The sequence below is a fragment of the Streptomyces sp. NPDC034670 genome, from assembly GCF_055574875.1.
The window spans coordinates 99,294-125,097 of record NZ_JBVITR010000009.1; the positions used below are offsets into that span (position 1 = coordinate 99,294).

General features: G+C 72.8%; 25 protein-coding genes. 19 read left to right on the forward strand and 6 right to left on the reverse strand.

Annotated features, from left to right (window positions below; all coding sequences use genetic code 11):
- The first annotated feature begins 31 nt into the window (after positions 1 to 31).
- The 3 genes from ACZ56B_RS09515 to ACZ56B_RS09525 all read left to right on the forward strand — a co-directional run bounded on the left by ACZ56B_RS09515 (position 32) and on the right by ACZ56B_RS09525 (position 1,878).
- Positions 32 to 880, forward strand: a complete 849-nt coding sequence (locus ACZ56B_RS09515) for a helix-turn-helix domain-containing protein (protein ID WP_468788012.1) — start codon at positions 32 to 34, stop codon at positions 878 to 880.
- Positions 840 to 1,109 carry a DUF397 domain-containing protein gene (locus ACZ56B_RS09520; RefSeq protein WP_468788014.1) on the forward strand — a complete coding sequence of 90 codons (270 nt, stop codon included), beginning with the start codon at positions 840 to 842 and terminating at the stop codon, positions 1,107 to 1,109. The genes ACZ56B_RS09515 and ACZ56B_RS09520 overlap by 41 nt, the downstream gene beginning before the upstream one ends.
- Before the next feature lie 61 nt (positions 1,110 to 1,170).
- Positions 1,171 to 1,878, forward strand: coding sequence for an alpha/beta fold hydrolase (locus tag ACZ56B_RS09525; RefSeq protein WP_468788016.1), 708 nt, complete (start codon positions 1,171 to 1,173; stop codon positions 1,876 to 1,878).
- Between the two features lie 144 nt (positions 1,879 to 2,022).
- Here ACZ56B_RS09525 and ACZ56B_RS09530 read toward each other — a convergent pair whose 3' ends face one another.
- A complete protein-coding gene (locus ACZ56B_RS09530) occupies positions 2,023 to 2,694 on the reverse strand; it encodes a pirin family protein (protein ID WP_468788018.1) in 672 nt (223 codons plus the stop codon).
- 51 nt (positions 2,695 to 2,745) lie between these two features.
- On the opposite strand from ACZ56B_RS09530, the gene ACZ56B_RS09535 reads away from it, so the two are divergent.
- The 5 genes from ACZ56B_RS09535 to fabF all read left to right on the forward strand — a co-directional run bounded on the left by ACZ56B_RS09535 (position 2,746) and on the right by fabF (position 7,697).
- The gene (locus ACZ56B_RS09535) at positions 2,746 to 3,954 is read left to right on the forward strand and encodes a PucR family transcriptional regulator (protein ID WP_468788020.1); all 1,209 of its coding nucleotides are present in this window, start codon (positions 2,746 to 2,748) and stop codon (positions 3,952 to 3,954) included.
- Between the two features lie 89 nt (positions 3,955 to 4,043).
- Positions 4,044 to 4,967: an ACP S-malonyltransferase gene (locus ACZ56B_RS09540; RefSeq protein ID WP_468788022.1), complete on the forward strand. Its 924-nt coding sequence runs from the start codon at positions 4,044 to 4,046 to the stop codon at positions 4,965 to 4,967.
- A 22-nt stretch (positions 4,968 to 4,989) separates the two neighbouring features.
- Positions 4,990 to 5,991 (forward strand): beta-ketoacyl-ACP synthase 3, encoded by a 1,002-nt coding sequence (locus tag ACZ56B_RS09545; protein ID WP_468788024.1) that lies wholly within the window; start codon positions 4,990 to 4,992, stop codon positions 5,989 to 5,991.
- Between the two features lie 102 nt (positions 5,992 to 6,093).
- A complete protein-coding gene (locus ACZ56B_RS09550; RefSeq protein WP_004988657.1) occupies positions 6,094 to 6,342 on the forward strand; it encodes an acyl carrier protein in 249 nt (82 codons plus the stop codon).
- An 83-nt stretch (positions 6,343 to 6,425) separates the two neighbouring features.
- Positions 6,426 to 7,697: a beta-ketoacyl-ACP synthase II gene (fabF, locus tag ACZ56B_RS09555; protein WP_468788026.1), complete on the forward strand. Its 1,272-nt coding sequence runs from the start codon at positions 6,426 to 6,428 to the stop codon at positions 7,695 to 7,697.
- A 127-nt stretch (positions 7,698 to 7,824) separates the two neighbouring features.
- Here the strand turns inward: fabF and ACZ56B_RS09560 are convergent, their stop codons facing one another.
- Complete coding sequence (locus ACZ56B_RS09560) at positions 7,825 to 8,319, reverse strand: DUF3145 domain-containing protein (RefSeq protein ID WP_468788028.1); 495 nt, start codon at positions 8,317 to 8,319, stop codon at positions 7,825 to 7,827.
- A gap of 236 nt (positions 8,320 to 8,555) precedes the next feature.
- On the opposite strand from ACZ56B_RS09560, the gene ACZ56B_RS09565 reads away from it, so the two are divergent.
- On the forward strand, positions 8,556 to 9,488 hold the full coding sequence (locus tag ACZ56B_RS09565; RefSeq protein ID WP_468788119.1) for an SGNH/GDSL hydrolase family protein: 933 nt from the start codon (positions 8,556 to 8,558) through the stop codon (positions 9,486 to 9,488).
- A gap of 47 nt (positions 9,489 to 9,535) precedes the next feature.
- A complete protein-coding gene (locus ACZ56B_RS09570) occupies positions 9,536 to 10,507 on the forward strand; it encodes an aldose epimerase family protein (protein ID WP_468788030.1) in 972 nt (323 codons plus the stop codon).
- A 238-nt stretch (positions 10,508 to 10,745) separates the two neighbouring features.
- Here the strand turns inward: ACZ56B_RS09570 and ACZ56B_RS09575 are convergent, their stop codons facing one another.
- The 3 genes from ACZ56B_RS09575 to ACZ56B_RS09585 form a co-directional block, all read right to left on the reverse strand.
- Positions 10,746 to 11,360 carry a LysE family transporter gene (locus ACZ56B_RS09575; protein ID WP_468788032.1) on the reverse strand — a complete coding sequence of 205 codons (615 nt, stop codon included), beginning with the start codon at positions 11,358 to 11,360 and terminating at the stop codon, positions 10,746 to 10,748.
- On the reverse strand, positions 11,357 to 12,151 hold the full coding sequence (locus ACZ56B_RS09580; RefSeq protein ID WP_468788034.1) for an EI24 domain-containing protein: 795 nt from the start codon (positions 12,149 to 12,151) through the stop codon (positions 11,357 to 11,359). Before ACZ56B_RS09580 ends, ACZ56B_RS09575 begins: the two co-directional genes overlap by 4 nt.
- Before the next feature lie 284 nt (positions 12,152 to 12,435).
- Positions 12,436 to 13,458 carry an NADP-dependent oxidoreductase gene (locus ACZ56B_RS09585; RefSeq protein WP_468788036.1) on the reverse strand — a complete coding sequence of 341 codons (1,023 nt, stop codon included), beginning with the start codon at positions 13,456 to 13,458 and terminating at the stop codon, positions 12,436 to 12,438.
- A 92-nt stretch (positions 13,459 to 13,550) separates the two neighbouring features.
- Between ACZ56B_RS09585 and ACZ56B_RS09590 the strand changes: the two genes are divergently transcribed.
- Complete coding sequence (locus tag ACZ56B_RS09590) at positions 13,551 to 13,991, forward strand: MarR family winged helix-turn-helix transcriptional regulator (protein ID WP_468788038.1); 441 nt, start codon at positions 13,551 to 13,553, stop codon at positions 13,989 to 13,991.
- Positions 13,992 to 14,136: 145 nt separating this feature from the next.
- On the opposite strand, the gene ACZ56B_RS09595 is transcribed toward ACZ56B_RS09590, so the two are convergent.
- A complete protein-coding gene (locus ACZ56B_RS09595; protein ID WP_468788040.1) occupies positions 14,137 to 14,916 on the reverse strand; it encodes an SCO2400 family protein in 780 nt (259 codons plus the stop codon).
- A gap of 219 nt (positions 14,917 to 15,135) precedes the next feature.
- On the opposite strand from ACZ56B_RS09595, the gene ACZ56B_RS09600 reads away from it, so the two are divergent.
- From ACZ56B_RS09600 to ACZ56B_RS09635, 8 genes are all read left to right on the forward strand, one after another.
- Positions 15,136 to 16,299, forward strand: coding sequence for a mandelate racemase/muconate lactonizing enzyme family protein (locus ACZ56B_RS09600; RefSeq protein WP_468788042.1), 1,164 nt, complete (start codon positions 15,136 to 15,138; stop codon positions 16,297 to 16,299).
- Positions 16,300 to 16,330: 31 nt separating this feature from the next.
- Positions 16,331 to 17,335, forward strand: a complete 1,005-nt coding sequence (locus ACZ56B_RS09605) for a zinc-dependent alcohol dehydrogenase (protein WP_468788044.1) — start codon at positions 16,331 to 16,333, stop codon at positions 17,333 to 17,335.
- A 191-nt stretch (positions 17,336 to 17,526) separates the two neighbouring features.
- Positions 17,527 to 18,495, forward strand: a complete 969-nt coding sequence (locus ACZ56B_RS09610; RefSeq protein ID WP_468788046.1) for a glycosyltransferase family protein — start codon at positions 17,527 to 17,529, stop codon at positions 18,493 to 18,495.
- A 142-nt stretch (positions 18,496 to 18,637) separates the two neighbouring features.
- Complete coding sequence (gene chvE / locus ACZ56B_RS09615) at positions 18,638 to 19,750, forward strand: multiple monosaccharide ABC transporter substrate-binding protein (protein WP_468788048.1); 1,113 nt, start codon at positions 18,638 to 18,640, stop codon at positions 19,748 to 19,750.
- A gap of 42 nt (positions 19,751 to 19,792) precedes the next feature.
- Complete coding sequence (gene mmsA / locus ACZ56B_RS09620; protein WP_468788050.1) at positions 19,793 to 21,343, forward strand: multiple monosaccharide ABC transporter ATP-binding protein; 1,551 nt, start codon at positions 19,793 to 19,795, stop codon at positions 21,341 to 21,343.
- The gene (gene mmsB / locus ACZ56B_RS09625; RefSeq protein ID WP_468788052.1) at positions 21,340 to 22,584 is read left to right on the forward strand and encodes a multiple monosaccharide ABC transporter permease; all 1,245 of its coding nucleotides are present in this window, start codon (positions 21,340 to 21,342) and stop codon (positions 22,582 to 22,584) included. Before mmsA ends, mmsB begins: the two co-directional genes overlap by 4 nt.
- Positions 22,585 to 22,637: 53 nt before the next feature.
- Positions 22,638 to 23,801 (forward strand): aldose epimerase family protein, encoded by a 1,164-nt coding sequence (locus ACZ56B_RS09630; RefSeq protein WP_468788053.1) that lies wholly within the window; start codon positions 22,638 to 22,640, stop codon positions 23,799 to 23,801.
- A 218-nt stretch (positions 23,802 to 24,019) separates the two neighbouring features.
- Positions 24,020 to 25,798 (forward strand): pyridoxal phosphate-dependent aminotransferase, encoded by a 1,779-nt coding sequence (locus ACZ56B_RS09635; RefSeq protein ID WP_468788054.1) that lies wholly within the window; start codon positions 24,020 to 24,022, stop codon positions 25,796 to 25,798.
- Positions 25,799 to 25,804 lie beyond the last annotated feature (6 nt).

Consider the following 25,804-nt stretch of genomic DNA (forward strand, 5'->3'; position numbering starts at 1 on the left):
CAGCCCGCCGTCCCGCCCGTGAGGTGCCGCCGTGGTCCACGTCCACTCCCTCGACCCCACCGCCTCCCCGCTCGACTACTACGGCTGGGAACTGCGCCGCCAGCGCGAGGCGCACGGCCTCAGGCAGGGGCAGCTCGGCGAGATCATCTTCTGCACGGGCTCGTTGATCGGCCAGATCGAGACCACGAAGAAGGTCCCCACCCGCGACTTCTCCGAACGCGTCGACGCCGCCCTCGGCACGGACGGCCTCTTCTCCCGCCTCATCGGCCTGGTGCTGCGCAGCCAACTGCCCACCTGGTTCCAGCCGTACGCGGAGATGGAGGCGAAGGCGGCGTACATCTCCACGTACCAGGCGCAGGTGGTGTACGGGTTGCTGCAGACGGAGGAGTACGCGCGGGCGGTACTCGCCAGCGGTATGCCGGACGACCTCGATGGCCTGGTAGCGGCACGGGTGGAGCGCCAGCGCATCCTGGAGCGCGAACAGTCGCCGCTGACCTGGGTGGTACTGGACGAGGCCGTACTCCACCGGCCGATCGGCGGTACTGAAGTCATGCGGCGCCAACTGGCCCACTTGTTGGAGTTCACGGGCCACCGCTGGGTGCACGTACAGGTTCTGCCGAACAGGGCGGGCGAACACGCCAGCCTCGCTGGTTCGTTCAACTTCCTCCGCTTCGAGGACGACCCGGACGTGGTTTACACGGAGGACCTCATCTCCGGCCACATGACGGCCAATCCCGAGACCATCAAAGAAGCCGCACTCCGTTACGCTCGCTTGCAGGCTGCCGCACTCTCCGTGGAGGATTCGGCGGAGCTGATCATCCGCGTGATGGAGGAACGCTATGGACATCGCTCCCAGTCCGAGGAACAGCCAGTGGCGTAAGTCCAGTTACAGCGGAACGAACGGCGGCGAATGCGTCGAGTGCACCGTCACCGGCGGTGCCGCCTGGCGTACCTCCTCGTACAGCGGGAACACCGGCGGTGACTGCGTCGAGGTCGCCCCCACCTGCCCCACCGGGGCCGTCCCCGTGCGCGACAGCAAGGACCCGTCCGGTCCGGTCGTCACCGTCGGCGCCGGTGCCTGGCAGGCGTTCGTCGACGGCCTGCGGTGACCGGTTCGGCCGCCGGTGAAGCACCGTTCCTCCGGCGGCTCCTCGCGCGTACCCTCCGGACATGACTGATCACCGTTCGGTGGACGTGGGAGGGGTCCGGCTGGCCTACCGGGTGTCGGGGCCGCCGGACGCCCCGCCGCTCGTCCTGCTGCACGCGCTGGGCGAGGACGCCGCCGACTGGGACGCGGTGGCTCCCGTCCTCGCCCGCAGCCGACGGGTGTACGCCCTCGACCTGCGCGGTCACGGCCGGAGCGACTGGCCGGGGACCTACTCGCTCGAACTCATGCGGGCCGATGTGCTCCGGTTCCTGGACGTGCTGGGGCTCGGCCGGGTGGACGTGGTCGGGCACTCCCTGGGCGGGATCGTGGCCTACCTGGTCGCGCAGGACCGTCCGCGGCGGGTGGGCCGGCTCGTCCTGGAGGACGTCGGGGTCCCGCGCCCCCGGGAGCGGACCACTCCGGCCAGGCCGGACGGCGACCTGTCCTTCGACTGGGAGATGGTGCTCGCCGTCCGCAGGCAGATCGACACGCCCGATCCGAGCTGGCTGGAGCGGCTCGGCCGGATCACCGCCGAGACCCTCGTGGTGGCCGGCGGTCCGCGCAGCCACGTGCCCCAGGAGGGCGTCGCCGAGCTGGCCCGGCGCATCCCCGGCGGGCGGCTGGTCACCCTCCCCGTCGGGCACCTGGTCCACCGCGCGGCGCCGGAGGCGTTCACGCAGGCGGTCTCGGCGTTCCTGGCGCCGGGGGACGACGTCCGCCCCGCCCCCTGAGCACGACCGCAGCGGGCAGCCCTCGGGGCGACGGCGAACGGCACGTCCACGCCGTGCTTCCCGGTGCGCTCCGGGCGCGAGGACCCGCCCGACGGGACTCAGGTCGCGTGCGCGTCGCACGGCCCCGTGTGCCGCCGGCCCCCCTCACGCACCCCGCATCTCCCACAGCAGCAGTTCCGCCGCCGGGCTCGCGGCGGTCGCCTCGACGTCCTTCGCGCCGGTGATCCGGGCCGCGTCCCCCGGGCCCAGGTGCTCGCCGTCCAGGGCGACCTCGCCGCGCACCACGTGGGCGTACAGGTACGCGGCGTCGGGGACGGCGGTGCGCTCCCCCGCCGTCAGGCGGCGGACGTGGAGCAGCGCGCCGGCCTCCGGGAGGGCGTAGGGGGTGGAGTCGGCGAGGCCCCGGACGACCTCGTAGGAGGGGTCGCCGCCCGGTTCCCGCGGGGCCAGCCACATCTGGAGGAAGACCAGCGGCGCGTCGCCGTCGTTGCGTTCCACGTGCCGCACCCCGGAGGCGGCGCTCAGGCGCTGCACGTCGCCGGGGCGGACCACCGTCCGGCGCCCCGTGGAGTCCCGGTGGGTCAGCTCGCCCTCCACCACCCAGGTCACGATCTCGGTGTGGCTGTGCGGGTGCTCGTCGAAGCCGGCGCCGGGGGCCAGGCGCTCCTCGTTGCAGGCGATCACCGCGCCGAAGCGGAGGTTGCCGGGGTCGTAGTGGGGGCCGAAGGAGAAGGCGTGCCGGGTCTCGATCCCGGCCGCCGGGTCACCGCCCCGGTAGCGCTCGTGCGCGCGCCGTACGTCGATCACGGGGTCCACGGTAGACCCCGGGGGGCCGTGCTTCCGTCCGGATGAGGCAGGCTTGTCCCCGTGCCCGAACCCGAGACCGCCACCACCGAGCCCGCAGTGCGCCGCCCCGCCCACCCGCACGCCGCGACGCTGAGGCGGCTGGAGAAGTCGTCCGGCAGCCTGGCCGCGCAGGCCATCGCGCGGATGGACGAGACCCTGCCCTGGTACCGGGCCATGCCCCCGGAGAACCGTTCCTGGATCGGTCTGGTCGCCCAGGCGGGCATCGCCGCCTTCACCGAGTGGTTCCGGCGCCCCGACGCCCCCCAGGCCATCTCCACCGACGTCTTCGGCACCGCGCCGCGCGAGCTGACCCGGGCCATCACGCTGCGGCAGACCGTGGAGATGGTGCGCACCACCATCGAGGTCATGGAGACGGCCATCGACGAGGTGGCGGCGCCGGGCGACGAGTCGATCCTGCGCGAGGCCCTCCTCGTCTACGCCCGGGAGATCGCCTTCGCCACCGCCCAGGTGTACGCGCAGGCGGCCGAGGCACGGGGTGCCTGGGACGCGCGCCTGGAGTCGCTGGTGGTGAACGCCGTGCTCAGCGGCGAGGCCGACGAGGGGGCCGTGTCCCGGGCCGCCGCCCTCGGCTGGAACTCGCCCGAGCACGTGTGCGTGGTGCTGGGCACCGCGCCCGACGGCGACTCGGAGCTGACCGTGGAGGCGATCCGGCGCGCCGCCCGGCACGCCAAGCTCCAGGTGCTGACCGGGGTGCTCGGGAACCGGCTGGTGGTGATCGCGGGCGGCAGCGACAACCCGCTGGCCGTGGCCAGGTCGCTGATCGGGCCGTACGCGCCGGGGCCGGTGGTGGCCGGGCCGGTGGTGCCGGACCTGCCGGCCGCGACCCGGTCCGCGCAGGCCGCCGCGGCGGGGCTCAAGGCGTGTGCCGCCTGGCAGGACGCCCCGCGGCCGGTGCTGGCGGACGACCTGCTCCCGGAGCGGGCGATGGCCGGGGACCCCTCGGCCCGCAGGCAGTTGGTGGAGGAGATCTACAGACCGCTGGAGCAGGCCGGGGCCGCACTGCTGGAGACGCTCAGCGTCTACCTCGAACAGGCGAGCAGTCTCGAGGGCGCGGCGCGGATGCTGTTCGTTCATCCCAACACCGTGCGCTACCGGCTCCGACGTGTGACAGACGTCACCGGATGGTCACCCTCCGATGTACGCTCGGCGTTCACGCTGCGGATCGCCCTGATCCTGGGGCGCCTGGCCGATGGCGATCTCCAGCCCTAGTGTTTTGTCGGAGCTCCACAAAAGCCCTCCGTGTTCTTCGTCCTTGTCCTCACGGGCGGCCGCGGCCGTCCCCAAGAGAGAGTGTGAGAGTGCTCGTACTCGTCGCTCCCGGCCAGGGCGCCCAGACGCCCGGCTTCCTGACTGAATGGCTCGACCTTCCCGGTGCCGCGGACCGCGTCGCCGCCTGGTCCGACGCCATCGGACTCGACCTCGTCCACTACGGCACGCGGGCCGACGCGGACGCGATCCGCGACACCGCCGTGGCCCAGCCGCTGCTGGTCGCGGCCGGACTGCTGTCCGCCTCGGCACTCGGTGCCACGGCGGATCTCGCACCCGGCGCGGTCGCCGGCCACAGCGTCGGCGAGATCACCGCCGCCGCCTTCGCGGGCGTCCTCGACGAGACCGCCGCCCTGGGCCTGGTCCGCACGCGGGGCCTGGCCATGGCCGACGCCGCCGCGGTCACCGAGACCGGCATGGCGGCGCTGCTCGGCGGCGACCCCGAGGTGACCGTGAAGCACCTGGAGAAACTCGGCCTGACCCCGGCGAACATCAACGGCGCGGGCCAGGTCGTGGCGGCCGGCACCAGGGAGCAGCTCGCCGCGCTCGAGGCGGACAAGCCCGAGGGCGTGCGCAAGGTCGTCGCGCTCAAGGTGGCCGGCGCCTTCCACACCCACCACATGGCCCCCGCGGTCGACACGCTGGCGAAGGCCGCCGCGGACCTGACGCCGGGCGACCCGAAGGTCTCCTACGTGTCGAACAAGGACGGCCGGACGGTGGCGACCGGCGCCGAGGTGCTCCAGCGCCTGGTCGGCCAGGTCGCGAACCCGGTCCGCTGGGACCTGTGCATGGAGACCTTCAAGGAGCTCGGCGTGACCGCCCTGCTGGAGGTCTGCCCCGGCGGCACCCTGACCGGCCTCGCCAAGCGGGCCCTGCCCGGGGTGAGGACGCTGGCCCTGAAGACCCCCGCCGACCTCGACGCGGCCCGCGAGCTCGTCGCCGAGCACACCGCCTGACCGCCCTAAGGAGCCGACCCCCATGGCGAAGATCAAGCCCGGCAAGGGCGCCCCGTACGCACGCATCCTCGGTGTGGGCGGCTACCGGCCCACCCGGGTGGTGCCGAACGAGGTGATCCTGGAGACGATCGACTCGTCCGACGAGTGGATCCGCTCGCGCTCCGGCATCGAGACCCGGCACTGGGCGTCGCCCGAGGAGACCGTCGCGGCGATGTCGGTCGAGGCCTCCGGCAAGGCGCTCGCGGCCGCCGGGGTCGACGCCGGGCGGATCGGCGCCGTGGTGGTCTCCACCGTGTCGCACTTCGCCCAGACCCCGGCGATCGCCACCGAGATCGCGTACCGGCTGGGCACCGACAAGGCCGCCGCCTTCGACATCTCGGCCGGCTGCGCGGGCTTCGGCTACGGCCTGACCCTCGCCAAGGGCATGGTCGTCGAGGGTTCCGCGGAGTACGTCCTCGTCATCGGCGTGGAGCGGCTGAGCGACCTGACCGACCTGGAGGACCGGGCGACCGCCTTCCTGTTCGGCGACGGCGCCGGCGCGGTGGTCGTCGGCCCGTCCCAGGAGCCCGCGATCGGCCCGACCGTGTGGGGCTCGGAGGGCGACAAGGCCGAAACGATCAAGCAGACCGTGCCGTGGACGGACTACCGCGACAAGACGGTCGAGAAGTTCCCCGCGCTCACCCAGGAGGGCCAGGCGGTGTTCCGCTGGGCCGTGTTCGAGATGGCGAAGGTCGCCCAGCAGGCGCTGGACGCGGCCGGGATCACCGCGGACGACCTGGACGTCTTCATCCCGCACCAGGCCAACGTGCGGATCATCGACTCGATGGTGAAGACCCTCAGACTGCCGGAGCACGTCACGGTCGCCCGTGACATCCGCACCACCGGCAACACCTCGGCCGCCTCGATCCCGCTCGCGATGGAGCGGCTCCTGGCGACCGGCGAGGCGAAGAGCGGTGACACCGCGCTCGTCATCGGCTTCGGGGCGGGTCTCGTCTACGCCGCGACGGTCGTTACCCTCCCCTAGGCACTCCGTGCCGGATCATGGGGTCCGGCACGGACACCACACCACCTGCCGCTGACGCGGCGGGCGCCACACCCTCTGGAATCACAACGAAGGAGCGCCACCATGGCCGCCACTCAGGAAGAGATCGTCGCCGGTCTCGCGGAGATCGTGAACGAGATCGCCGGCATCCCGGTTGAGGACGTCCAGCTGGACAAGTCCTTCACCGACGACCTGGACGTCGACTCGCTGTCCATGGTCGAGGTCGTCGTCGCCGCCGAAGAGCGCTTCGACGTCAAGATCCCGGACGACGACGTCAAGAACCTCAAGACCGTCGGCGACGCGACCGAGTACATCCTCAAGCACCAGGCCTGAGCCCCGCTCGGGCGTTGAGCCCGGCCCCGCCACCCGGCGGTGGCGCCGTACGAATCCTCGCATCCGTTGGAGAAAGAATTCCCGTGAGCTCGACCAATCGCACCGTGGTCGTCACCGGTATCGGCGCAACCACACCGCTGGGTGGCGACGCGGCCTCGACCTGGGAGGGCCTGGTCGCCGGACGTTCCGGCGTCAAGCCCCTTACGCAGGAGTGGGCCGCCGAGCAGGCGGTCCGCATCGCGGCCCCCGTGGCCGTGGAACCCACCGAGGTCATCCCCCGGCCGCAGGCCCGCCGCCTGGACCGCTCGGCGCAGTTCGCGCTGGTCGCGGCCAAGGAGGCGTGGGCCGACGCCGGCTTCGAGGGCAAGGCCGGTGAGGACCCGAACATCGACCCGGACCGGCTGGGCACGGTCATCGCCTCCGGCATCGGCGGTGTGACGACCCTGCTGGACCAGTACGACGTGCTGAAGGAGAAGGGCGTCCGCCGCGTCTCCCCGCACACCGTCCCCATGCTGATGCCGAACGGCCCCTCGGCCAACGTGGGCCTGGCCGTGGGCGCCCGCGCGGGCGTGCACACCCCGGTCTCGGCCTGCGCCTCGGGCGCGGAGGCCATCGGCTACGCCATCGAGATGATCCGCACCGGCCGCGCCGACGTCGTGGTCGCGGGCGGCACGGAGGCGGCGATCCACCCGCTGCCGATCGCCGCGTTCGGCAACATGATGGCGATGTCCAAGAACAACGACGACCCCGAGGGCGCCTCGCGCCCCTACGACGTCGCCCGGGACGGCTTCGTCCTCGGCGAGGGCGCGGGCGTGATCGTCCTGGAGTCCGCCGAGCACGCCGCGGCGCGCGGCGCCCGCGTCTACGCGGAGGCGGTCGGCCAGGGCATCTCGGCCGACTCCCACGACATCGTGCAGCCGGAGCCGGAGGGGCGCGGCATCTCGCACGCCCTGCAGAACCTGCTGGACCGCACCGACCTGGACCCGGCCGAGATCGTGCACGTCAACGCGCACGCCACCTCGACGCCGGCCGGCGACATCGCCGAGCTGAAGGCGCTGCGCAAGGTCTTCGGCGACGACACCGACCACATGACGGTCTCCGCCACCAAGTCGATGACCGGTCACCTGCTCGGCGGCGCCGGCGGCGTGGAGTCGGTGGCGGCGGTGCTCGCGCTGTACCACCGGGTGGCCCCGCCCACCATCAACGTCGAGAACCTCGACCCCGAGGCCGAGGCGCACGCGGACGTGGTCCGCGGCGAGGCGCGCAAGCTGCCCGTCGAGGGCAGGATCGCCGCGCTGAACGACTCGTTCGGGTTCGGCGGGCACAACGTGGTGCTGGCGTTCCGGACGGTCTGAGCGGCACCCGTACGCGCGTGAAGGCCCCCACCGCGCGGTGGGGGCCTTTCCCGTGCCGGAGCACCGGGTGCCGGGTGCCGGGTGCCGGGACAACCGCGGTGCCGGACGGCGGGTGCCGGCGGGCCGGTCAGACCACCTGGTGCAGCCAGCGCACCGGGGCGCCCTCACCGGCGTGGCGGAACGGCTCCAGTTCGTCGTCCCAGGGCTTGCCCAGGAGCTTGGCGATCTCCGCCTCCAGGTCGGTCCCGCCGTCGCGGGCGCGGGCCAGGGCGGCGCGCAGCCGGTCCTCGGGGATCAGGATGTCGCCGTGCATGCCGGTGACGGCGTGGAAGATGCCGAGGCCGGGGGTGCAGCTGTAGCGCTCGCCCTCGGCGGTGGGGCAGGGCTCCGCGGTGACCTCGAAGCGCAGCATCTGCCAGCCGCGCAGCGCGGAGGCGAGCTGGGAGGCGGTGCCGGCCCGTCCCTGCCAGGAGAACTCCGAGCGCCAGGTGCCCGGGGCGGCCGGCTGGCGGATCCAGTCCAGGCTGACGCGCGTGCCGAGCACCCCGGCGACGGCCCACTCGACGTGCGGGCACAGCGCGCGCGGCGCGGAGTGCACGTACAGAACTCCACGAGTCGTCACCGGGACCTCCGGGCAGAGCGGGACATCTTGGAACGGACGGACGGCCGCGACCCGGCGGGCCGCGTTGATGGCGAGGCTACCGTGCGACGGCGCGAGGAGTGTGACGTACCGTCCGTCCCGGTGCCGGTGGACGTCCGCCATTCACCCGGCAGGACGTCTGTGCGGGCGTGCGGCGCTCCCGCCCGGCGAGCGGGAACCCCCGGGCGTTGTTATGGCTGGAGGGACGGGTCGGCACGATGCGCGGGGAGGCGACGGAATTGGACCGGGTGACGCTGGGGCGGCGCCGCCGCTCACGAACGGTTCTCGCCGTGGTGACGGCCGCCGTCCTGGGCCTGGCCGGCTGCGACGACGCCGGCGGCGCCGGGTCCGCCCCGTCCGGCGCGGGCGCGCAGCGGGGCGGGCCGTCCCCGAGCCCCACGCCCGTGTGGGACACCAGCCCCTCCTCCGTCGCCGCCGTCGGCGACTCCATCACCACCGGCTTCGACGCCTGCGCGGTGCTGGCGGACTGTCCCGAGGTGTCGTGGGCGACGGGCACCGGCGAGGAGGTCGACAGTCTCGCGGTGCGGCTGCTGGGCAGGTCCGGCGCGGCCGGGCGGAGCTGGAACCACGCGGTGGCCGGGGCCCGGATGGCGGACCTGCCGGACCAGATGGCGCGGGCGGTGCGGCACGCCCCGCAGCTGGTGACGGTGCTGGTCGGGGCGAACGACGCCTGCCGGGAGACGGTGGCGGCGATGACGCCGGTGGCCGACTTCCGCGCCGACTTCCGAAAGGCGATGGCCGTCCTGCGCGAGGCGCTGCCCGAGACCCAGGTGTACGTGGCGAGCGTGCCGGACCTGAAGCGCCTGTGGTCGCAGGGGCGGACCAGCGCGCTGGGCAAGCAGGTCTGGAAGCTGGGCGTCTGCCCGTCGATGCTGGGCGACCCGGACGCGCTGGACGCGGCGGCGACACTGCGGCGCGAGACGGTGCACCAGCGGGTGAAGGACTACAACGAGGTGCTGGAGGAGGTCTGCGACGCGGACCTCCGGTGCCGCCACGACGACGGCGCGGTGCACGCGTACCGCTTCGGCCCCGGTCAGCTGAGCCGCTGGGACTGGTTCCACCCCAGCGTCGACGGACAGGCCAGGCTGGCGGAGATCGCCCACCGGGCGGTCACGGCGAAGCGTCCCTGAGGCGGCCGGGAGGGCCGTGCCCCCGGCCGTGTCCTATTGTTTCGCACATGAACGAACCCTTCGGCACCCTTCCCGACGGCACCGCGGTGCACCGCTGGACGCTCCGGCGGGCGGGCGTGCGGGTGCGCGTGCTGTCGTACGGCGGGATCGTGCAGAGCGTGGAGGTGCCGGACCGGGAGGGGCGGGTCCGGAACGTGGTGCTGGGGTTCCCCGGCCTGGACGGTTACCTCGCCCACCCGGAGCCCTTCCTGGGCGCCCTGATCGGCCGGTACGCCAACCGGATCGCGGGCGCGCGCTTCCCCCTGGACGGGGTCACGTACGCGCTCGTCCCGAACAACGGGCCGAACTCGCTGCACGGCGGGGAGCGGGGCTTCGACAAGCGGGTGTGGGACGTGACGGAGGTCGAGCACGGCCTGCGCCTCACCCGGGTCAGCCCGCACGGCGAGGAGGGCTTCCCGGGCCGTCTGGAGGTGTCGGTGACGTACACGCTGGACGAGCGGGGCGCGCTGGGCATCGCCTACGAGGCGGTGACGGACGCGCCGACCCCGGTGAACCTGACGAACCACTCGTACTGGAACCTGGCCGGTTCGGGCAGCGCGGCCGGGCACGAACTGCGGGTGGCGGCCTCCCGGTTCACCCCGGTCGACGCGGACCTGATCCCGACGGGCGAGCTCGCCGACGTGACCGGCACCCGCTTCGACTTCCGCGAGGCGCGCGGGACCGGCCTCGGGTACGACCACAACCTCGTGCTCGACAAGGGGGTGACGCCGGAGCCCGTGGAGGTCGCCGAGCTGCACGACCCGGGGTCGGGCCGGGTGCTGACGGTGGCGACGACCGAGCCCGGGATGCAGCTCTACACCGCGGACCACATCGGCGCGCCCTTCGCGCCCGGCGACGGCGTCGCGCTGGAGACGCAGCACTTCCCCGACTCCCCGAACCGCCCGGGGTTCCCGGACACCGTCCTGCGGCCGGGCGAGGTGTTCCGCTCGGCGACGGTGTACGCGTTCGGCGTGCGCTGACCCCCGCGCGGGGCGCTCGGTCCCCCGAGCCCCGGCCCGGGGTCAGGGTCCCGGGCCGGGGCTGCTCGGACGGGCATCGCCCGGTTCCGACGTTAACCGCCGTGCCGATCCCGCGGTCCGCGATCGGGCGCCCGGAGCGGATCCCGTACGAACCCTTCACAAACGGGGGCGGCCGCCGGCCCGGCGTCCGCGCGGAACCGGCCGGACGCCGCCGGCCGGGGGCGTCCGGCCGCGGCGCTCAGTGCGACGGGGCGAACGCGAGGCTGACGCCGAGCCCGGCCAGGGCGGCTCCGACGACCTTGTTGAGGACCTTCTGGCCGCGCAGCATCAGGGTGCGCATGCGGCTCTGCGAGAAGAACACCGCGACGACGCCGAACCACAGCAGGTGGGCCAGCGACATGAACAGCCCGTAGCCCGCCTGCCGGACGAACGGCGTGCCGGGGCCGACGACCTGGGCGAAGGTGGAGACGACGAAGAGGGTCGTCTTCGGGTTGAGGACGTTGGTCAGGAAGCCGGTGCGCAGGGCCGCGAACGGGGTGAGTTCCGTCCTGTTCCCCAGGTCGACGGCGACCTCGCGGCGGGTGCGGAAGGTGCGGACGCCGATGTACACGAGGTAGGCCGCGCCGGCCAGCTTGACGACCGTGAAGAGGAGGGTGGAGGAGGCGATCAGCAGCCCGACGCCGAGCAGGGTGTAGGCGACGTGCACCAGCACGCCGGCGGCGACACCGGCCGCGCCGAGCAGTCCGGTGCGGCGGCCGTACAGGTAGCTGTTGCGCACCACCATGGCGAAGTCGGCGCCGGGGGCGATCACGGCCAGGACGGTGATGGCGGCGACGGCGACGGCCTCGGTCACGGCCGGGCCCCCTCCGGCTCGGACTCCCCGGCGCCGTCCCCGGCGGTCTCCTCGCCGAGCAGGTCGCGCGCCATGAGGGTGGCGCCGGCCACCGCGCCCGGCATCAGGAACACCGCGACGAACGGGACGAGGAAGGCCAGCCCCAGGGGCGTGCCGAAGCCCCAGACGAGGGTCTTGCGGGACCGCAGCAGGCCGAGCCGCTCGCGCAGTTCGACCCCGCGGCGCTGGAGCGCGACGGCGGTGAGCTCCTCGGTGAGGAAGAAGCCGGTGACGAAGAAGCCGATCACCGGGACGACGGTCTGCCCGAGGACCGGGACGAGACCGAGCGCGAAGAGCAGCACGGCCCAGACGAGGGCCCGCACGACGATCCGGAGGCTGTCCCGGCCGGAGATCCACAGCTCCCGCCACAGCGGCAGGTCCGACTCGGGCGCGGTGCCGTCGGGGGAGACGTCCCGGTCGACCCTCTCGGAGAGGCTCTCGTAGAAGGGCTGCCCGACGAGCAGGGTCACCGCGGTGAAGGTGAGCACGGACAGCAGCAGTCCGAGGGCGAACAGGACGACGGTGAGGAACCCGCGGAACAGGCCGGACCAGGGGTCGGACCAGTCGTCGGCGAACGGCGTCGCCCAGGCGACGAGGTCCTCCCCCCACACGGCCAGCGCGACGAGCGCGGCCGCGTACAGCACGAGGGTGATCAGCCCCGGCAGCAGCCCGAAGCCGTACTGCCTGCCGTGCCGGGCCACCCACCGCTGGCCCTTGAGGAGATACCGGAAACCCACCCCGAGATCGCGCATGGGGGAGACCCTATCGGGGCCCGGCCGGGCGGCCCCACCCCGCACCGGCCTCGCCGGAGGCCCCCGCCGGTACCGGGTGCCGGGCGGACCCGGTACCGGCGTCCCGGCCGGTTCCCCCTCGGTCTCCCGGAGCCCGGGGCGCCCGGGCGCCCCCGCGGGCGAGGGCCGCACCCCACGTCCAGGGGTGCGGCCCTCACGGTGCGCAACGACCCGCTCCGGTCGGCGTCACGGTGTCCCCGTGCTCCGGTGGACCGCCCCCGGGCGCGGGGGCGGTGCGGGGGCCGTCAGAGCTTGACGATCATCTTCCCGGTGTTGTCGCCGCGCAGGACCCCGAGGAACGCCTCGAGGTTGTTCTCGATGCCCTCGACGACGGTCTCCCGGTACTTGAGCTCACCGGACCGCACCCAGGCCCCGACCTCCCGGACGAACTGCGGCTGGAGGTCGTAGTGGTCGCCGACCAGGAAGCCCTCGATGCGGCCGCGGGTCTGGATCAGGCGGGCGAGGTTCTTCGGGCCGGGCGCGGGCTCGGTGTTGTTGTAGACGGAGATCATGCCGCAGACCGCGATCCGGCCGTCCCGGTTGAGCGACCCGATGGCCGCCTCCAGGTGGTCGCCGCCCACGTTGTCGAAGTAGACGTCGATCCCGTCCGGGGCGGCGGCGCGCAGCTGCTCGCTCACGGGGCCGTTGCGGTAGTTGAAGGCGGCGTCGAAGCCGTACTCGTCGAGGAGCAGCTTCACCTTCTCGTCGGACCCGGCGGACCCGATCACCCGCGAGGCGCCCTTGAGCTTCGCGATCTGCCCGACCTGGCTGCCGACGGCGCCCGCGGCGCCGGACACGAAGACGGAGTCGCCCTCCTTGAAGGAGGCGGTGCGCAGCAGGCCCGCGTAGGCGGTGAGCCCGGTCATCCCCAGCACGCCGAGGTACGTCGAGAGGGGCGCCGCCCCCGGGTCCACCTTGACGGCGTTCTTCGCGTCCACGACGGCGTACTCGCGCCAGCCGAAGAAGTGCAGGACGTGGTCGCCGACGGCGATCCCCTCGGCGTTCGAGGCGACGACCTCGCCGACGGCGCCGCCCTGCATGGCCTTGCCGAGCTCGTACGGGGCGACGTAGGACTTGGCGGCACTCATCCGGCCGCGCATGTACGGGTCGACGGAGAGGTACTCGTTCCGTACCAGTACCTGCCCCTCGCCGGGCGCGGGCACCTCGGCCTCGACGAGGGCGAAGTCCTCGGGCTTCGGCCAGCCGACGGGGCGGCTCAGCAGATGCCACTCGCGGCCGGCGGTGGGGGGCGTGGGGGCGTCGGACATGGCCTGGCACCTTCCTCGAAATACTTCACTAGCTGAAACAACCATGCGCCTGAATATTTCAGGATGTCAAGCAAGTGAGTACCCTGGGAGACATGGCCGCACCTCCCGCCCCCCGCCGCCCCGACGCCCTGACCCTGGAGGTCGTCGAGCTCATCGGCGCCGTCGTGGCCCGCTACCACGAGGAGTACGAGGAGGCCGCCGCCGGGCACGCGCTGACGGGCGCGCAGGCGAGGCTGCTGAGCCTGCTGTCGCTGGAGCCGCTGCCCATGCGGCAGCTGGCCCGGCGGCTGAAGTGCGAGCCGTCGAACGTCACCGGCATCGTCGACCGCCTGGAGTCCCGGGGGCTGGTGGAGCGCCGGCCGGACCCGTCGGACCGCCGGGTGAAGCTGGCCGCGGCGACGGCCGAGGGGCGGCGGGTGGCCCGGGGCCTGCAGGACTCCCTGCGGTTCGCGCGCGAGCCGCTGGCGGGGCTGTCGGAGGAGGAGCGGGTGGCCCTGCGGGACGCCCTGCGGAGGATGCTGCGGGAGGACTGAGCGAGGACCGGCCGGGCCCGCGCCGGGACCCGCCGGACCGGACCGGCCTGCGAGGGCGGGCCCCGGGAACCCCTGCGCGGGGCGGGCCGGTCGCACGGCCCGGTGCGCGCCGGCCGCCGCGTCAGGGGGCGGGGGGCCCGGGGGGTCAGGTGCACCACCACAGGAACCGCTCACAGGTCTCGGTGGGCTCCGGTTCCGGCTCCGGGTCGGGCTCCTCGGTGGTCGGGCCGGGCCCGGGGGTTCCCGGCGCCGGCGGGGGCGTCGAGGGCGGAGCCTCCGTCGGCCGGGCCGACGGCGCGTCCGCGTCCGCGGGCGCGGACGACGCGGCCTCCCCGGCCCCGGCGCCGGCCTCGTCCTCGGCCTCCTGGGACTCCTCGCCCTCCGGTGACGCCGAGGCCGACGGGGAGCCGGACGCGGAGGCGGAGGCGGACGCGGGCGCGGAGGCCGGCGCGGACACCGCCCCCGCGCCGCCGCCCGGCGACCGCGTCGGCTCCAGCTCCGCCGCGCCGCCGTCGGTCGACTCCTCGCCCGCCACCGCCGGCCTCGGCGACGATCCCGGCGCCTCCAGGCCGAGTTCCGCCAGGCTCAGTCCGCCCGCGGCCAGCACGAAGCCGGCCGCGATCAGCAGCGTCCGGCGCCGGCGCCGCCGGTGCGCCGCGGCCTTGCGGTCCCGCCGACCGCCCCCGCCCGCCCGGCCCCGGGGACCGGGCTCCGCCTCCTCGCCGTCACCCTCGCCGTCGTCGTCATCGTCGTCGCGGTCGTCGCCGGTGGCGCCCGCCTCGGCCGCCTCCCCCTCGTGCCCCGCGGACCCCGCGGACGCGGCGGCTTCCTCCGTACGGGCGCGGAGCGTTTCGGCGGGGGTGCCGCACCCAGGGCAGGCGAGGGCGCCGTTGAGGTGCCGTCGGCACGGGTGGCAGTAGTCCATGTCGCGGGAAGACTAGGTTCCGCTCGGGTGGGGTTCCTAGACCTGGTTGTGAAGGTTTGGTAGGGGCCTGCTCCCATAGGTTTCGAAACTGTTCAAACCGCTGTCGCGCAACCCATTGACACCCCCGTCGCACCCTCCTTACTGTCACGCCAGCATTTCGAACGTCTGCCGAAATATCGAACGTGTCGAACCGAGCCGACAACACGAGGGGCAACTGCCGTGCGCATCACCGGAATCAGCACGCACGTGGTCGGGACGCCGTGGCGCAACCTGACCTACGTCCAGGTGCACACCGACGAGGGGGTCACCGGCGTCGGTGAGACCCGGATGCTGGGTCACACCGACGCGCTCCTCGGCTACTTGAAGGAAGCCGAGGTCAACCACATTCTCGGCTCCGACCCGTTCGCCGTCGAGGACCTCGTCCGCCGGATGAAGTACGGCGACTACGGCCGCGCCGGCGAGATCGTCATGTCCGGCATCGCCGTCGTCGAGATGGCCTGCTGGGACATCAAGGGCAAGGCCCTCGGCGTGCCCGTCTGGCAGCTGCTCGGCGGCAAGGTCACCGACAAGGTCAAGGCGTACGCCAACGGCTGGTACACCACCGAGCGCACCCCCGAGGCGTACCACAAGGCCGCGCAGGGCGTCATGGAGCGCGGGTACCGGGCGCTGAAGATCGACCCGTTCGGCACCGGGCACTTCGAGCTGGACCACCAGCAGACCCTGTACGCGGTCTCGCTGATCGAGGCGGTCCGTGACGCCATCGGCCCGGACGCCGAGCTGATGCTGGAGATGCACGGCCGCTTCTCCCCCGCCACCGCCGTGCGCCTCGCCCACGAGCTCGCGCCGTTCAAGCCGGCCTGGCTGGAGGAGCCGGTGCCGCCGGAGAACCTCAAGGCCCTGGAGAAGGTCGCCGCAAAGGTCGACATGCCCCTCGCCACCGGCGAACGCATCCACGACCGGATCGAGTTCCGCGAGCTGTTCGAGAGCCAGGCCGTGGACATCCTCCAGCCGGACGTCGGCCACATCGGCGGCATCTGGGAGACCCGCAAGCTCGCCGCGACCGCGGAGACCCACTACATGCTGGTCGCGCCGCACAACGTCGGCGGTCCCGTCCTGACCGCCGCGTCCCTCCAGGTCGGCTTCACCTCACCGAACTTCAAGGTCCTGGAGCACTTCAACGACTTCGCGGACGCGGAGATCAAGAAGGTCGTCAAGGGCGCGCCGCAGGTGGACCCGGAGGACGGCTGCTTCCACCTGTCCGACGCCCCCGGACTCGGCGTGGAGCTGGACGTGGACGCGGCGGCCGAGTTCCCCCAGCAGCAGGCCCGGTTCGACCTGTGGGCCGAGGGCTGGGAGCAGCGCAAGCCGAAGGGAACGAAGTGACCGCACCGAACCGCCCCCTCAGGGAGGCGCGATGAGCACCGCCGTCGTCATCGAGGGCCCCGGCGAGCACCGCCTCGTCCCGCACGAGCCGCGCGAACCCGGCCCCGGCGAGGCCCTGGTCCGGGTCCACGCCGCCGGCATCTGCGGCAGCGACCGCGAGGTCTACCAGGGCAACCGGCCCGCGGGGTACGTGCGGTACCCGCTGGTGCCGGGCCACGAGTGGTCCGGGACCGTGCGGGAGGTGGGAGCGGGCGTGCCCGCCTCCCTCGTCGGCCGCAAGGTGGTCGGGGAGGGCTTCCGCAACTGCCAGGTCTGCGACCGCTGCCACGCCGGCGAGACGACGCTGTGCTCGGCGGGCTACGAGGAGACCGGGTTCACCCAGCCGGGCGCCATGGCCCCCACGCTGACCCTCCCGGCCCGGCTGCTGCACGTCCTCCCGGACGACGCCGACCTCGGCGCCGCCGCACTGCTGGAGCCGGCCGCCTGCGTCGCCGCCGCCGCGCTCAAGGCGAACGCCCTGCCGGGCGAGCGGGTGGCCGTGGTCGGCACCGGCACCCTCGGCATGTTCGCCGTGCAGTTCCTGAGGGCGAACTCCCCGGCCGAGCTGCTGGTGGTCGGCACCCGGGGCGACCGGGAGGCGCTGTCGCGGCGGTTCGGCGCGACCGGCTTCCGCACCAAGGACCGGCCGCTCCCGGACGACTTCGACGTCGTGATCGAGACCGCCGGGTCCGCCGACGCCGCCCGTACGGCGGCCTCGCTGCTCCGGCGCGGCGGGCGGCTGGTCCTGACCGGCATCCCGGCCCCGGGGGCCGCCGGGCTCGACCCGACGGACCTGGTCGTACGGCAGCTCGAGGTGCACACCGTCTTCGGGGCGCCGCCCGACGCCTGGGCGCACACGGTGCGGGTGTTCGCCGCCGGGCTCCTCGACCCGCTGCCGCTGGTGACGCACGAGCTGCCGCTCGCCGAGTTCCCGGGCGCCATCGAGCTGGTGGGGTCCGGCGACCCGAAGGTGGGCAAGGTCCTGCTGCGCCCCTAGGACACCCCGGCCGTGCGCCGGTGCGGTGGCTTCCTGACGGTCCCGTGCCGGCGCGCGGCCGGCCCGCCCGGGTCCGGCCGGCCCCGGCCTCCGTCCGATTCCGGTCCGGCCCGCACCGCCCGGCTCCTCCCGCCCGGCCCGCACCCCGCTCCGCGAACCACGTACGACACACCGAACACGAAGGACACCCCGTGACCGACGCTTCCGCCAAGGCACCCCGCAGGCCCGGTGAGCGGGCGCTCGCCGCCCTCGGCCTGGGCGCGCCCGACCCCGACCCCGCCGACGCCTCGCCGCACTCCTTCCCCGGCGGCGGCCGCTGGCGCACCGAGCTCCCCTCCTGCGAGGGGCCGGAGGCGCTGGCCGTCGTGCTCAAGGAGGCCTCGCGCCTCGACGTGCCGATCCACCGGATCAGCCAGGGCAGCGGCGTGTGGATGCTGACCGACGCCGAGATCACCGAGATGGTCGAGGCCACCGCCGAGCGGGACGTCGAGCTGTGCCTGTTCACCGGCCCGCGCGGCACCTGGGACATCGGCGGCTCGACGCGCACCGACTCGGGCGGCGCCGGACTGCGCGCCCGGGGCCACGACGCGGTCGCCGGGTGCGTCGAGGACGCCGTGCGCGCCACGGAGCTGGGCGTCAAGTGCCTGCTCGTCGCCGACGAGGGCGTGCTGTGGACGCTGCACCGGGCGCGGGCGGCCGGTATCCTCCCGGCCGACACCACGCTGAAGGTCTCGGCGCTCGTGGGGCCGGTCAACCCGGCCTCGTACGCGGTGTACGAGCGGCTCGGCGCCGACTCGATCAACGTTCCGAGCGACCTGACGCCGCAGCACCTCACCGAGATACGGCGGGTTTCGGCCACTCCGATGGACCTGTACATCGAGGCGCCCGACGACCTCGGCGGGTACGTGCGGATGTACGAGGTGGCCGAGCTCATCCGGCGCGGCGCACCGCTGTACCTGAAGTTCGGTCTGGCCAAGGCACCCGGGATCTACCCGTACGGCCACCACATGCGGGAACTCACCCTGGCGACCGCCAAGGAGCGGGTCCGGCGCGGCCGGCTCGCCCTCGACCTGCTGGCGCGCCACGGCGCGGACGGCGACATGGCGCCGCTCGGTTCGCGACTTCCGGGCGATCTGCGCCGGTTCGACATCTCGTCATAACGTTCCGGAAACTCGGCTTCACAGAAGTAGACACAGCCGCGCACAATCCCACACAACCGTTCTCGCCCCGCCCGGTCCCCACCTCCGCAAGCGACGTCGCACCTCCCGGACCGACCCCGCACCCACATCAAGGATGATGATCATGCGTAACCGCAGAACCACCCTCGCCGCCCTCGCCGGAGCCGCTTCCCTCGCCCTCGCCCTGACCGCCTGCGGCCAGAACAGCGAGGGCGGCAGCGAGGAGGACAAGGGGAGCGCCGAGGGGGCCACCATCGGCATCGCGATGCCGACCAAGTCCTCCGAGCGCTGGATCGCCGACGGCAACAACGTCGTCAAGAACCTGGAGTCCAAGGGCTACAAGACCAAGCTGGTCTACGGCGAGGACGACCCCGACCAGCAGGTCTCCCAGGTCGAGAACCTGATCACGCAGGGCGTGAAGGCCCTGATCGTCGCGTCCATCGACAACAAGTCGATGAACAACGTCCTCCAGCAGGCCAAGGACGCCGGCATCCCGGTGATCTCCTACGACCGCCTCATCCTCGGCACGGAGAACGTCGACTACTACGCCTCCTTCGACAACGAGAAGGTCGGCGAGCTCCAGGGCACCTACATCGTCGAGAAGCTCGGTCTGAAGGACGGTGGCGAGAAGGGCCCGTTCAACATCGAGCTGTTCGCCGGCTCCAACGACGACAACAACACCCGCTACTTCTTCCAGGGCGCGATGAACGTCCTGAAGCCCTACATCGACAAGAAGCAGCTCGTCGTCAAGTCCGGCCAGACCGAGCTGAACCAGGTCACCACCCTGCGCTGGGACGGCGGCACCGCGCAGAAGCGCATGGACGACATCCTGACCTCGGCCTACCGCAGCGACCGGGTGGACGCCGTGCTCTCGCCGTACGACGGCATCTCCATCGGCATCCTGTCCTCCCTCAAGTCCGACGGCTACGGCGCCAAGGACAAGCCGCTGCCGATCGTCACCGGCCAGGACGCCGAGGTCGCCTCGGTGAAGTCGATCATCGCCGACGAGCAGTCGATGACCGTCTACAAGGACACCCGCGAACTCGCCGAGGTGGCCTCCAACATGGTCGACGCCCTGCTCAAGGACGAGAAGCCCGAGGTCAACGACACCAAGACCTACGACAACGGGGCGAAGGTCGTGCCGGCCTACCTGCTGGAGCCGGTCGCCGTGGACAAGGACAACTACCGGGAGACCGTCGTCGACTCCGGCTACATCAAGGAGAGCGACCTCAAGTAACCGCCCCCACCGACGACTCACCACCGACTGGAAGGCACGACCATGGCGGGACCCGTCCTGGAAATGCGCTCGATCGTCAAGACCTTTCCCGGCGTCAAGGCGCTGTCGGACGTCAGCCTGACCGTCCGGCAGGGCGAGGTCCACGCCATCTGCGGCGAGAACGGCGCCGGCAAGTCGACCCTGATGAAGGTCCTCTCCGGCGTCCACCCGCACGGCACCTACGAGGGGGAGATCCTCTTCGAGGGAGAGGTGTGCCGGTTCAGGGACATCCGCGCCAGCGAGCAGCACGGCGTCGTGATCATCCACCAGGAACTGGCCCTGGTGCCGTACCTCTCCATCGCGGAGAACATCTTCCTCGGCAACGAGCACGCCACCCGCGGGTTCATCGACTGGAACGAGACCCTGCGGCACGCCGCCGAACTGCTGCGCCGGGTGGGGCTCGACGAGCACCCGGAGACCCGGGTCGCCGACATCGGCGTGGGCAAGCAGCAGCTGGTGGAGATCGCCAAGGCGCTGTCGAAGAAGGTGAAGCTGCTCATCCTCGACGAGCCGACCGCGGCGCTCAACGACGAGGACAGCGGCAAACTGCTCGACCTGATCCTGCAGTTGAAGGAACAGGGCATCACCTCGATCATCATCTCCCACAAGCTGAACGAGATCCGCCGGGTCGCCGACTCGGTGACCATCCTCAGGGACGGGCGGACCATCGAGACGCTCGACGTGAAGGATCCCGGGACCACCGAGGACCGCATCATCAGCGGGATGGTCGGCCGCGACCTGGAGCACCGCTTCCCGGAGCGGACCCCGCACCACCCCGAGGAGGGCGCCGCCCCGGCGCTGGAGATCCGCAACTGGACCGTGCACCACCCGATCGACCAGCAGCGCAAGGTCGTCGACGACGTGTCGCTGACGGTGCGGCGCGGCGAGATCGTCGGCATCGCGGGCCTGATGGGCGCCGGCCGCACCGAACTCGCGATGAGCCTGTTCGGCCGCACCTACGGGCGGTACGCGGGCGGCACGGTCCTCAAGGACGGCCGGGAGATCCGCACGAAGACCGTCCCCGAGGCGGTCGCGCACGGGATCGCGTACGTCACCGAGGACCGCAAGCACTACGGCCTGAACCTCATCGACACCATCAACCGCAACATCTCCCTCAGCGCCCTCGGCAAGGTCGCCCGGCGCGGCGTGGTGGACGAACACGAGGAACGGCAGGTCGCCGAGGGCTTCCGGAAGTCCATGAACATCAAGGCGCCGACGGTCTTCGAGCCGGTGGGCAAGCTGTCCGGCGGCAACCAGCAGAAGGTCGTCCTCAGCAAGTGGATCTTCGCGGGTCCCGACGTGCTGATCCTCGACGAACCGACGCGCGGCATCGACGTCGGGGCCAAGTACGAGATCTACACGGTCATCGACCAGCTGGCCGCCGAGGGCAAGGCGGTCGTCTTCATCTCCTCCGAGCTGCCCGAACTGCTCGGCATGTGCGACCGCATCTACACGATGGCCGCCGGGCGGCTGACCGGTGAGTTCTCGCGGGCCGAGGCCTCCCAGGAATCGCTGATGCGGCAGATGACGAAGGACAAAGAGGTAACCCGATGAGCACGGAAGTCACCGACAAGACCCCGGCCGCCGCGCCGCCGGGCAGGAACGGGGCGGGCACGGGTGGCGGCCTGCTCCAGCTGGTCCTGGACGGCATGCGCCGCAACATGCGGCAGTACGGCATGCTGATCGCGCTCGGCCTGATCGTGGCGCTGTTCGCGGTGTGGACCGACGGCGACCTGCTGCTGCCGCGCAACGTCTCCAACCTGGTGCTGCAGAACAGCTACATCCTGATCCTCGCGATCGGCATGATGCTGGTCATCATCGCGGGCCACATCGACCTGTCGGTCGGTTCGCTGACGGCGTTCGTCGGCTCCATGGCCGCCGTCTTCATGGTCCGCAACGACATGCCGTGGCCGCTGGCCGTGGTGCTGTGCCTGGCCGTGGGCGCCCTCGCGGGCGCGATCCAGGGGTTCTTCATCGCCTACGGCGGCATACCGTCGTTCATCGTGACCCTCGCGGGCATGCTGACCTTCCGCGGCCTGACCGAGATCTTCCTGGAGGGCCAGACCCTCGGCCCGTTCCCGAAGGGCCTGCAGAAGATCGCCAACGGCTTCCTGCCCGAGACCGGCCCGGAGACCAACTACCACAACCTCACCCTGCTCCTCGGCTTCGGGCTGATCGCGCTGGTGGTGTTCCAGGAGGTCCGCGACCGCCGGCGCCAGCAGGAGTTCGCCCTCGACGTCCTGCCCGCCAAGCTGTTCCTGCTGAAGCTGGTCGCGCTCGCCGCCGCCATCCTCACCGTCACCCTGCTGCTGGCCAGCTACAAGGGCGCCCCGATCGTGCTGCTGATCCTCGGCGCGCTGCTCGTCGGCTTCGGCTACGTGATGCGCAACGCCGTCATCGGCCGCCACATCTACGCCATCGGCGGCAACCTGCCCGCGGCCAAGCTGTCGGGCGTGCGGGACAAGAAGGTCACCTTCCTGGTCTTCCTGAACATGGGCATGCTCGCGGCCCTGGCGGGTCTGGTGTTCGCCGCCCGCTTCAACGCGGCCTCTCCCAAGGCCGGCCTCAACTTCGAACTGGAGGCGATCGCGGCCGCGTTCATCGGCGGCGCGTCGATGAGCGGCGGTGTGGGCACCGTGCTCGGCGCGATCATCGGCGGCCTGGTCCTGGGCGTGCTGAACAACGGCATGAACCTCGTCGGCATCGGCACCGACTGGCAGCAGGTCATCAAGGGCCTGGTGCTGCTGGCGGCGGTCGGGTTCGACGTGTGGAACAAGCGCAAGGTCGGTTCGTAGGTCAGCCCGGGCCCCGCCGGACGGCGGGGCCCCCTCCCTCACAGGAGCCGCACATGGAACTGAACAGACGCACGGTCATCGCGGGAGCCGCGGCCGCCGGTGTCGCCGCCGCCACCGCGGCCGGCGGGACGGCGCACGCGTCGGGAGCGCCGGGAGGCAGGGGGAAGCCGGTGCGGGCGCTCTTCGGCCGGCTGGCGGACGGCACCCGGGTCCACCGCTGGTCGCTGGAGAACGGCGGGACCCGGATGAAGGTCCTGTCCTACGGCGGCATCGTCCAGTCGCTGGAGATCCCCGACCGCCGCGGCCGGTACGCCAACGTCTCCCTCGGCTTCGACTCCCTCGAGGACTACGTCGCCTCCAGCCCCTACTTCGGCGCCCTGGTCGGCCGCTACGGCAACCGCATCGGCAAGGGCCGCTTCACCCTGGACGGCAGGACGTACCAGCTCTCCGTCAACGACGGCGAGAACAGCCTGCACGGCGGCGCGCGGGGCTTCGACAAACAGGTCTGGGACGTCGAGCCGTTCACCCGGGGCTCCGACGTCGGCCTGCGCCTGCACCACACCAGCGCCGACGGCGAGATGGGCTACCCGGGCACGCTGCGGGCGACGGTGACGTACACCCTCACCCGCGACGGCGACTGGCGCGTCGACTACGAGGCCACCACCGACAGGCCCACCGTCGTCAACCTCACCAGCCACGTCTACTGGAACCTCGCCGGCGAGAGCAGCGGCTCCGTGTACGACCACGAGCTGTCCCTCGCCGCCTCCCGCTACACGCCCGTCGACGCGGGGCTGATCCCCACCGGCGAGCTGGCGGCGGTGGCGGGCACCCCCTTCGACTTCCGCCGGGCCAAGCCGGTCGGCCGGGACATCCGCACCGCCCACCAGCAGGTGCTGTACGGGCAGGGCTTCGACCACAACTGGGTGCTCGACAAGGGCGTCACCGCCCGCCCCGGGCACGCGGCGACCCTGCGCGACCCGTCCTCCGGCCGCACCCTGCGGATCGCCACCGACGAGCCGGGCCTGCAGTTCTACTCCGGCAACTTCCTCGACGGCACCCTGGTCGGCACCGGCGGCCGGGTCTACCGGCAGGGCGACGGACTGTGCCTGGAGACCCAGCACTTCCCGGACTCGCCCAACCAGCCGTCGTTCCCGTCGACCGTGCTGCGGCCGGGCGGGACGTACCGGACGACGACGGTCCACTCGTTCGGCACCTGACCCGGCGGCAAGGACCCCGGCGGCCGGGGACCCGGCGACGAGGGGCGCGTGACGCGGAACACGCGCCCCGGGTTCCCGGCGTCACACTTTCCTCACACCGGTTGAACAGCGCCGCACCGCCCTCCGTATGTACCGGTGGCCCGCGTTCCCCCGCGCGGGCCACCCACGCATGACGGGCCCGGTGCGTCCCCGGCGGGCCCGCCGCCCACGGAGGTTCCATGGCCGACGACGTCACCTCGCTGTTCCGCAGCAACGCGGCGCACAGCCCGTCGATGGCGGCGCTGACGCGGGAGGGCGACGGGGCCGGTCCGGTGGACTTCTGCATCCCCTGCAACCCGTACTTCCCCACCCCCGCCATGTTCGAGGAGTTGGCGGCCCGGCTGCGCGAGATCATCACGTACTACCCGAGCAGCGCCGACACCATCACGGCCGAGCTGTGCGACCTGCTGCAGCTGCCCCCGCAGTGCGTGGCGATGGGCAACGGGTCGACCGAGCTGATCACCTGGATCGACCACCTCCTGGTCCGCGAGTCCCTCGCCGTCCCCGTCCCCACCTTCGGCCGCTGGACCGACCAGCCCATGGAGACCGGCAAGCGGGTCGACATGTTCCCGCTCCAGGAGTCCAGCGGCTTCGCCCTGGACCTCGCGCGGTACGCGGAGTTCATCCGCGCCCGGGGCACCCGGGTCGCCGTCGTCTGCAACCCCAACAACCCCGACGGCGGTTTCCAGCACAAGCACGCGATCGTGCAGTTCATGGACGCGATGGCCGACCGCGACCTGGTGGTGGTCGACGAGTCCTTCCTGGAGTTCGCCGACGCGGAGGCGGAACCGAGCGTGGTGCGGGAGGCGATGCTGCGGCCGAACGTCATCGTGCTGCGCAGCCTCGGCAAGAACTTCGGCCTGCACGGCATCCGCTTCGGCTACCTCGTCGCCAACCCGGCGCTCGCGGGGAAGGTGCGGTCGATGCTCCCCAAGTGGAACCTCAACTCCTTCGCCGAGCACGTGGTGTTCATGCTGAAGGAGCACGGCGCCGAGTACGCCCGGAGCCTGCACCAGGTCCGCCGCGACCGCATGGACATGTCCGGCCAGCTCTCCTCGCTGCCCGGCCTGACGGTCTACCCCTCCCAGGGCAACTTCCTCTTCGTGCGCCTCCCCGTGGGCGCCGAGGGCACCGTCGTGCGGGACCGGATGCTCACCGAGCACCGGATCCTGGTCCGCGAGTGCGGCAACAAGATCGGTTCCTCCAGCCGCTTCCTGCGTCTCGTGGTGCGCCCCCAGGTGGACGTGCGCCGCCTGGTGACCGGCCTGGAGCAGGTGCTCTACGGGACGTCCAGGAGGGGAGCCGCCGCGCCCGAGCCGGCCACCGGGACCGGCTACAGCTCGGGCACGGCGGCGGTGGACCGCCTGGTGAGCCGGACCAACGGGGCGGGCACGCCGGGCCTCGCCGCCCGGGCCGCCGGCGCCGACGTCCCCGGGCTCCCCGCCGCGCCGGCCGCCGGCTCCGGCATGCCGCTCCCCGCCGCCGCGTCCGCCCCGGCGGTGGGCGCGGGCGGCGGGACGCCGGAGCCGGCGGCCGCCTCGACGGGGCAGCGGCCCGCGCCCGTGCCCCAGCCGGTCCCCCAACCGATCCCGGAACCGCTCCCCCAGCCGGTCCCGGAGCCGGTCCCGCAGTCGGTTCCGGAACCGGTCCCGCAGCCCCTGGCGCCCGCGGCCCAGGCGCCGGTCCCGTACCCCGGACCGGTCCCGTACCCCGAGCCGGTCCCGTACTCCGGGCCGGCCCCCTACCCCGAGCCGGTGCCCGGGCCGGCGCCGGTCCCCGCGGCGGCCTACCCGGCACCGGCCCGGACGCCGCCGTCCACCGGCCCCACCCCGCCCGGCGTCCCCGCCCGCGGCGGCCTCACGGCCGCCCAGGTCAGGGGCACCGACGGTCTCTCCGGCGTCCCGGCGACGGGCTGGCAGGGCCCGCAGTCCTGGCCGAACGCGGCGGGGGCGGGGTAGGCGGGC

What these genes read in the sequence shown, in the direction of transcription:
- ACZ56B_RS09585 (WP_468788036.1), bottom strand. Translation starts at nt 13,458, where the DNA reads ATGTCCGACGCCCCCACGCCCCCCACCGCCGGCCGCGAGTGGCATCTG.
- ACZ56B_RS09590 (WP_468788038.1), top strand. Translation starts at nt 13,551, where the DNA reads ATGGCCGCACCTCCCGCCCCCCGCCGCCCCGACGCCCTGACCCTGGAG.
- mmsA (WP_468788050.1), top strand. Translation starts at nt 19,793, where the DNA reads ATGGCGGGACCCGTCCTGGAAATGCGCTCGATCGTCAAGACCTTTCCC.
- chvE (WP_468788048.1), top strand. Translation starts at nt 18,638, where the DNA reads ATGCGTAACCGCAGAACCACCCTCGCCGCCCTCGCCGGAGCCGCTTCC.
- ACZ56B_RS09630 (WP_468788053.1), top strand. Translation starts at nt 22,638, where the DNA reads ATGGAACTGAACAGACGCACGGTCATCGCGGGAGCCGCGGCCGCCGGT.
- ACZ56B_RS09550 (WP_004988657.1), top strand. Translation starts at nt 6,094, where the DNA reads ATGGCCGCCACTCAGGAAGAGATCGTCGCCGGTCTCGCGGAGATCGTG.
- ACZ56B_RS09525 (WP_468788016.1), top strand. Translation starts at nt 1,171, where the DNA reads ATGACTGATCACCGTTCGGTGGACGTGGGAGGGGTCCGGCTGGCCTAC.
- ACZ56B_RS09545 (WP_468788024.1), top strand. Translation starts at nt 4,990, where the DNA reads ATGGCGAAGATCAAGCCCGGCAAGGGCGCCCCGTACGCACGCATCCTC.
- ACZ56B_RS09565 (WP_468788119.1), top strand. Translation starts at nt 8,556, where the DNA reads ATGCGCGGGGAGGCGACGGAATTGGACCGGGTGACGCTGGGGCGGCGC.
- ACZ56B_RS09595 (WP_468788040.1), bottom strand. Translation starts at nt 14,916, where the DNA reads ATGGACTACTGCCACCCGTGCCGACGGCACCTCAACGGCGCCCTCGCC.
- ACZ56B_RS09520 (WP_468788014.1), top strand. Translation starts at nt 840, where the DNA reads ATGGACATCGCTCCCAGTCCGAGGAACAGCCAGTGGCGTAAGTCCAGT.
- ACZ56B_RS09580 (WP_468788034.1), bottom strand. Translation starts at nt 12,151, where the DNA reads ATGCGCGATCTCGGGGTGGGTTTCCGGTATCTCCTCAAGGGCCAGCGG.
- ACZ56B_RS09605 (WP_468788044.1), top strand. Translation starts at nt 16,331, where the DNA reads ATGAGCACCGCCGTCGTCATCGAGGGCCCCGGCGAGCACCGCCTCGTC.
- mmsB (WP_468788052.1), top strand. Translation starts at nt 21,340, where the DNA reads ATGAGCACGGAAGTCACCGACAAGACCCCGGCCGCCGCGCCGCCGGGC.
- ACZ56B_RS09570 (WP_468788030.1), top strand. Translation starts at nt 9,536, where the DNA reads ATGAACGAACCCTTCGGCACCCTTCCCGACGGCACCGCGGTGCACCGC.
- ACZ56B_RS09635 (WP_468788054.1), top strand. Translation starts at nt 24,020, where the DNA reads ATGGCCGACGACGTCACCTCGCTGTTCCGCAGCAACGCGGCGCACAGC.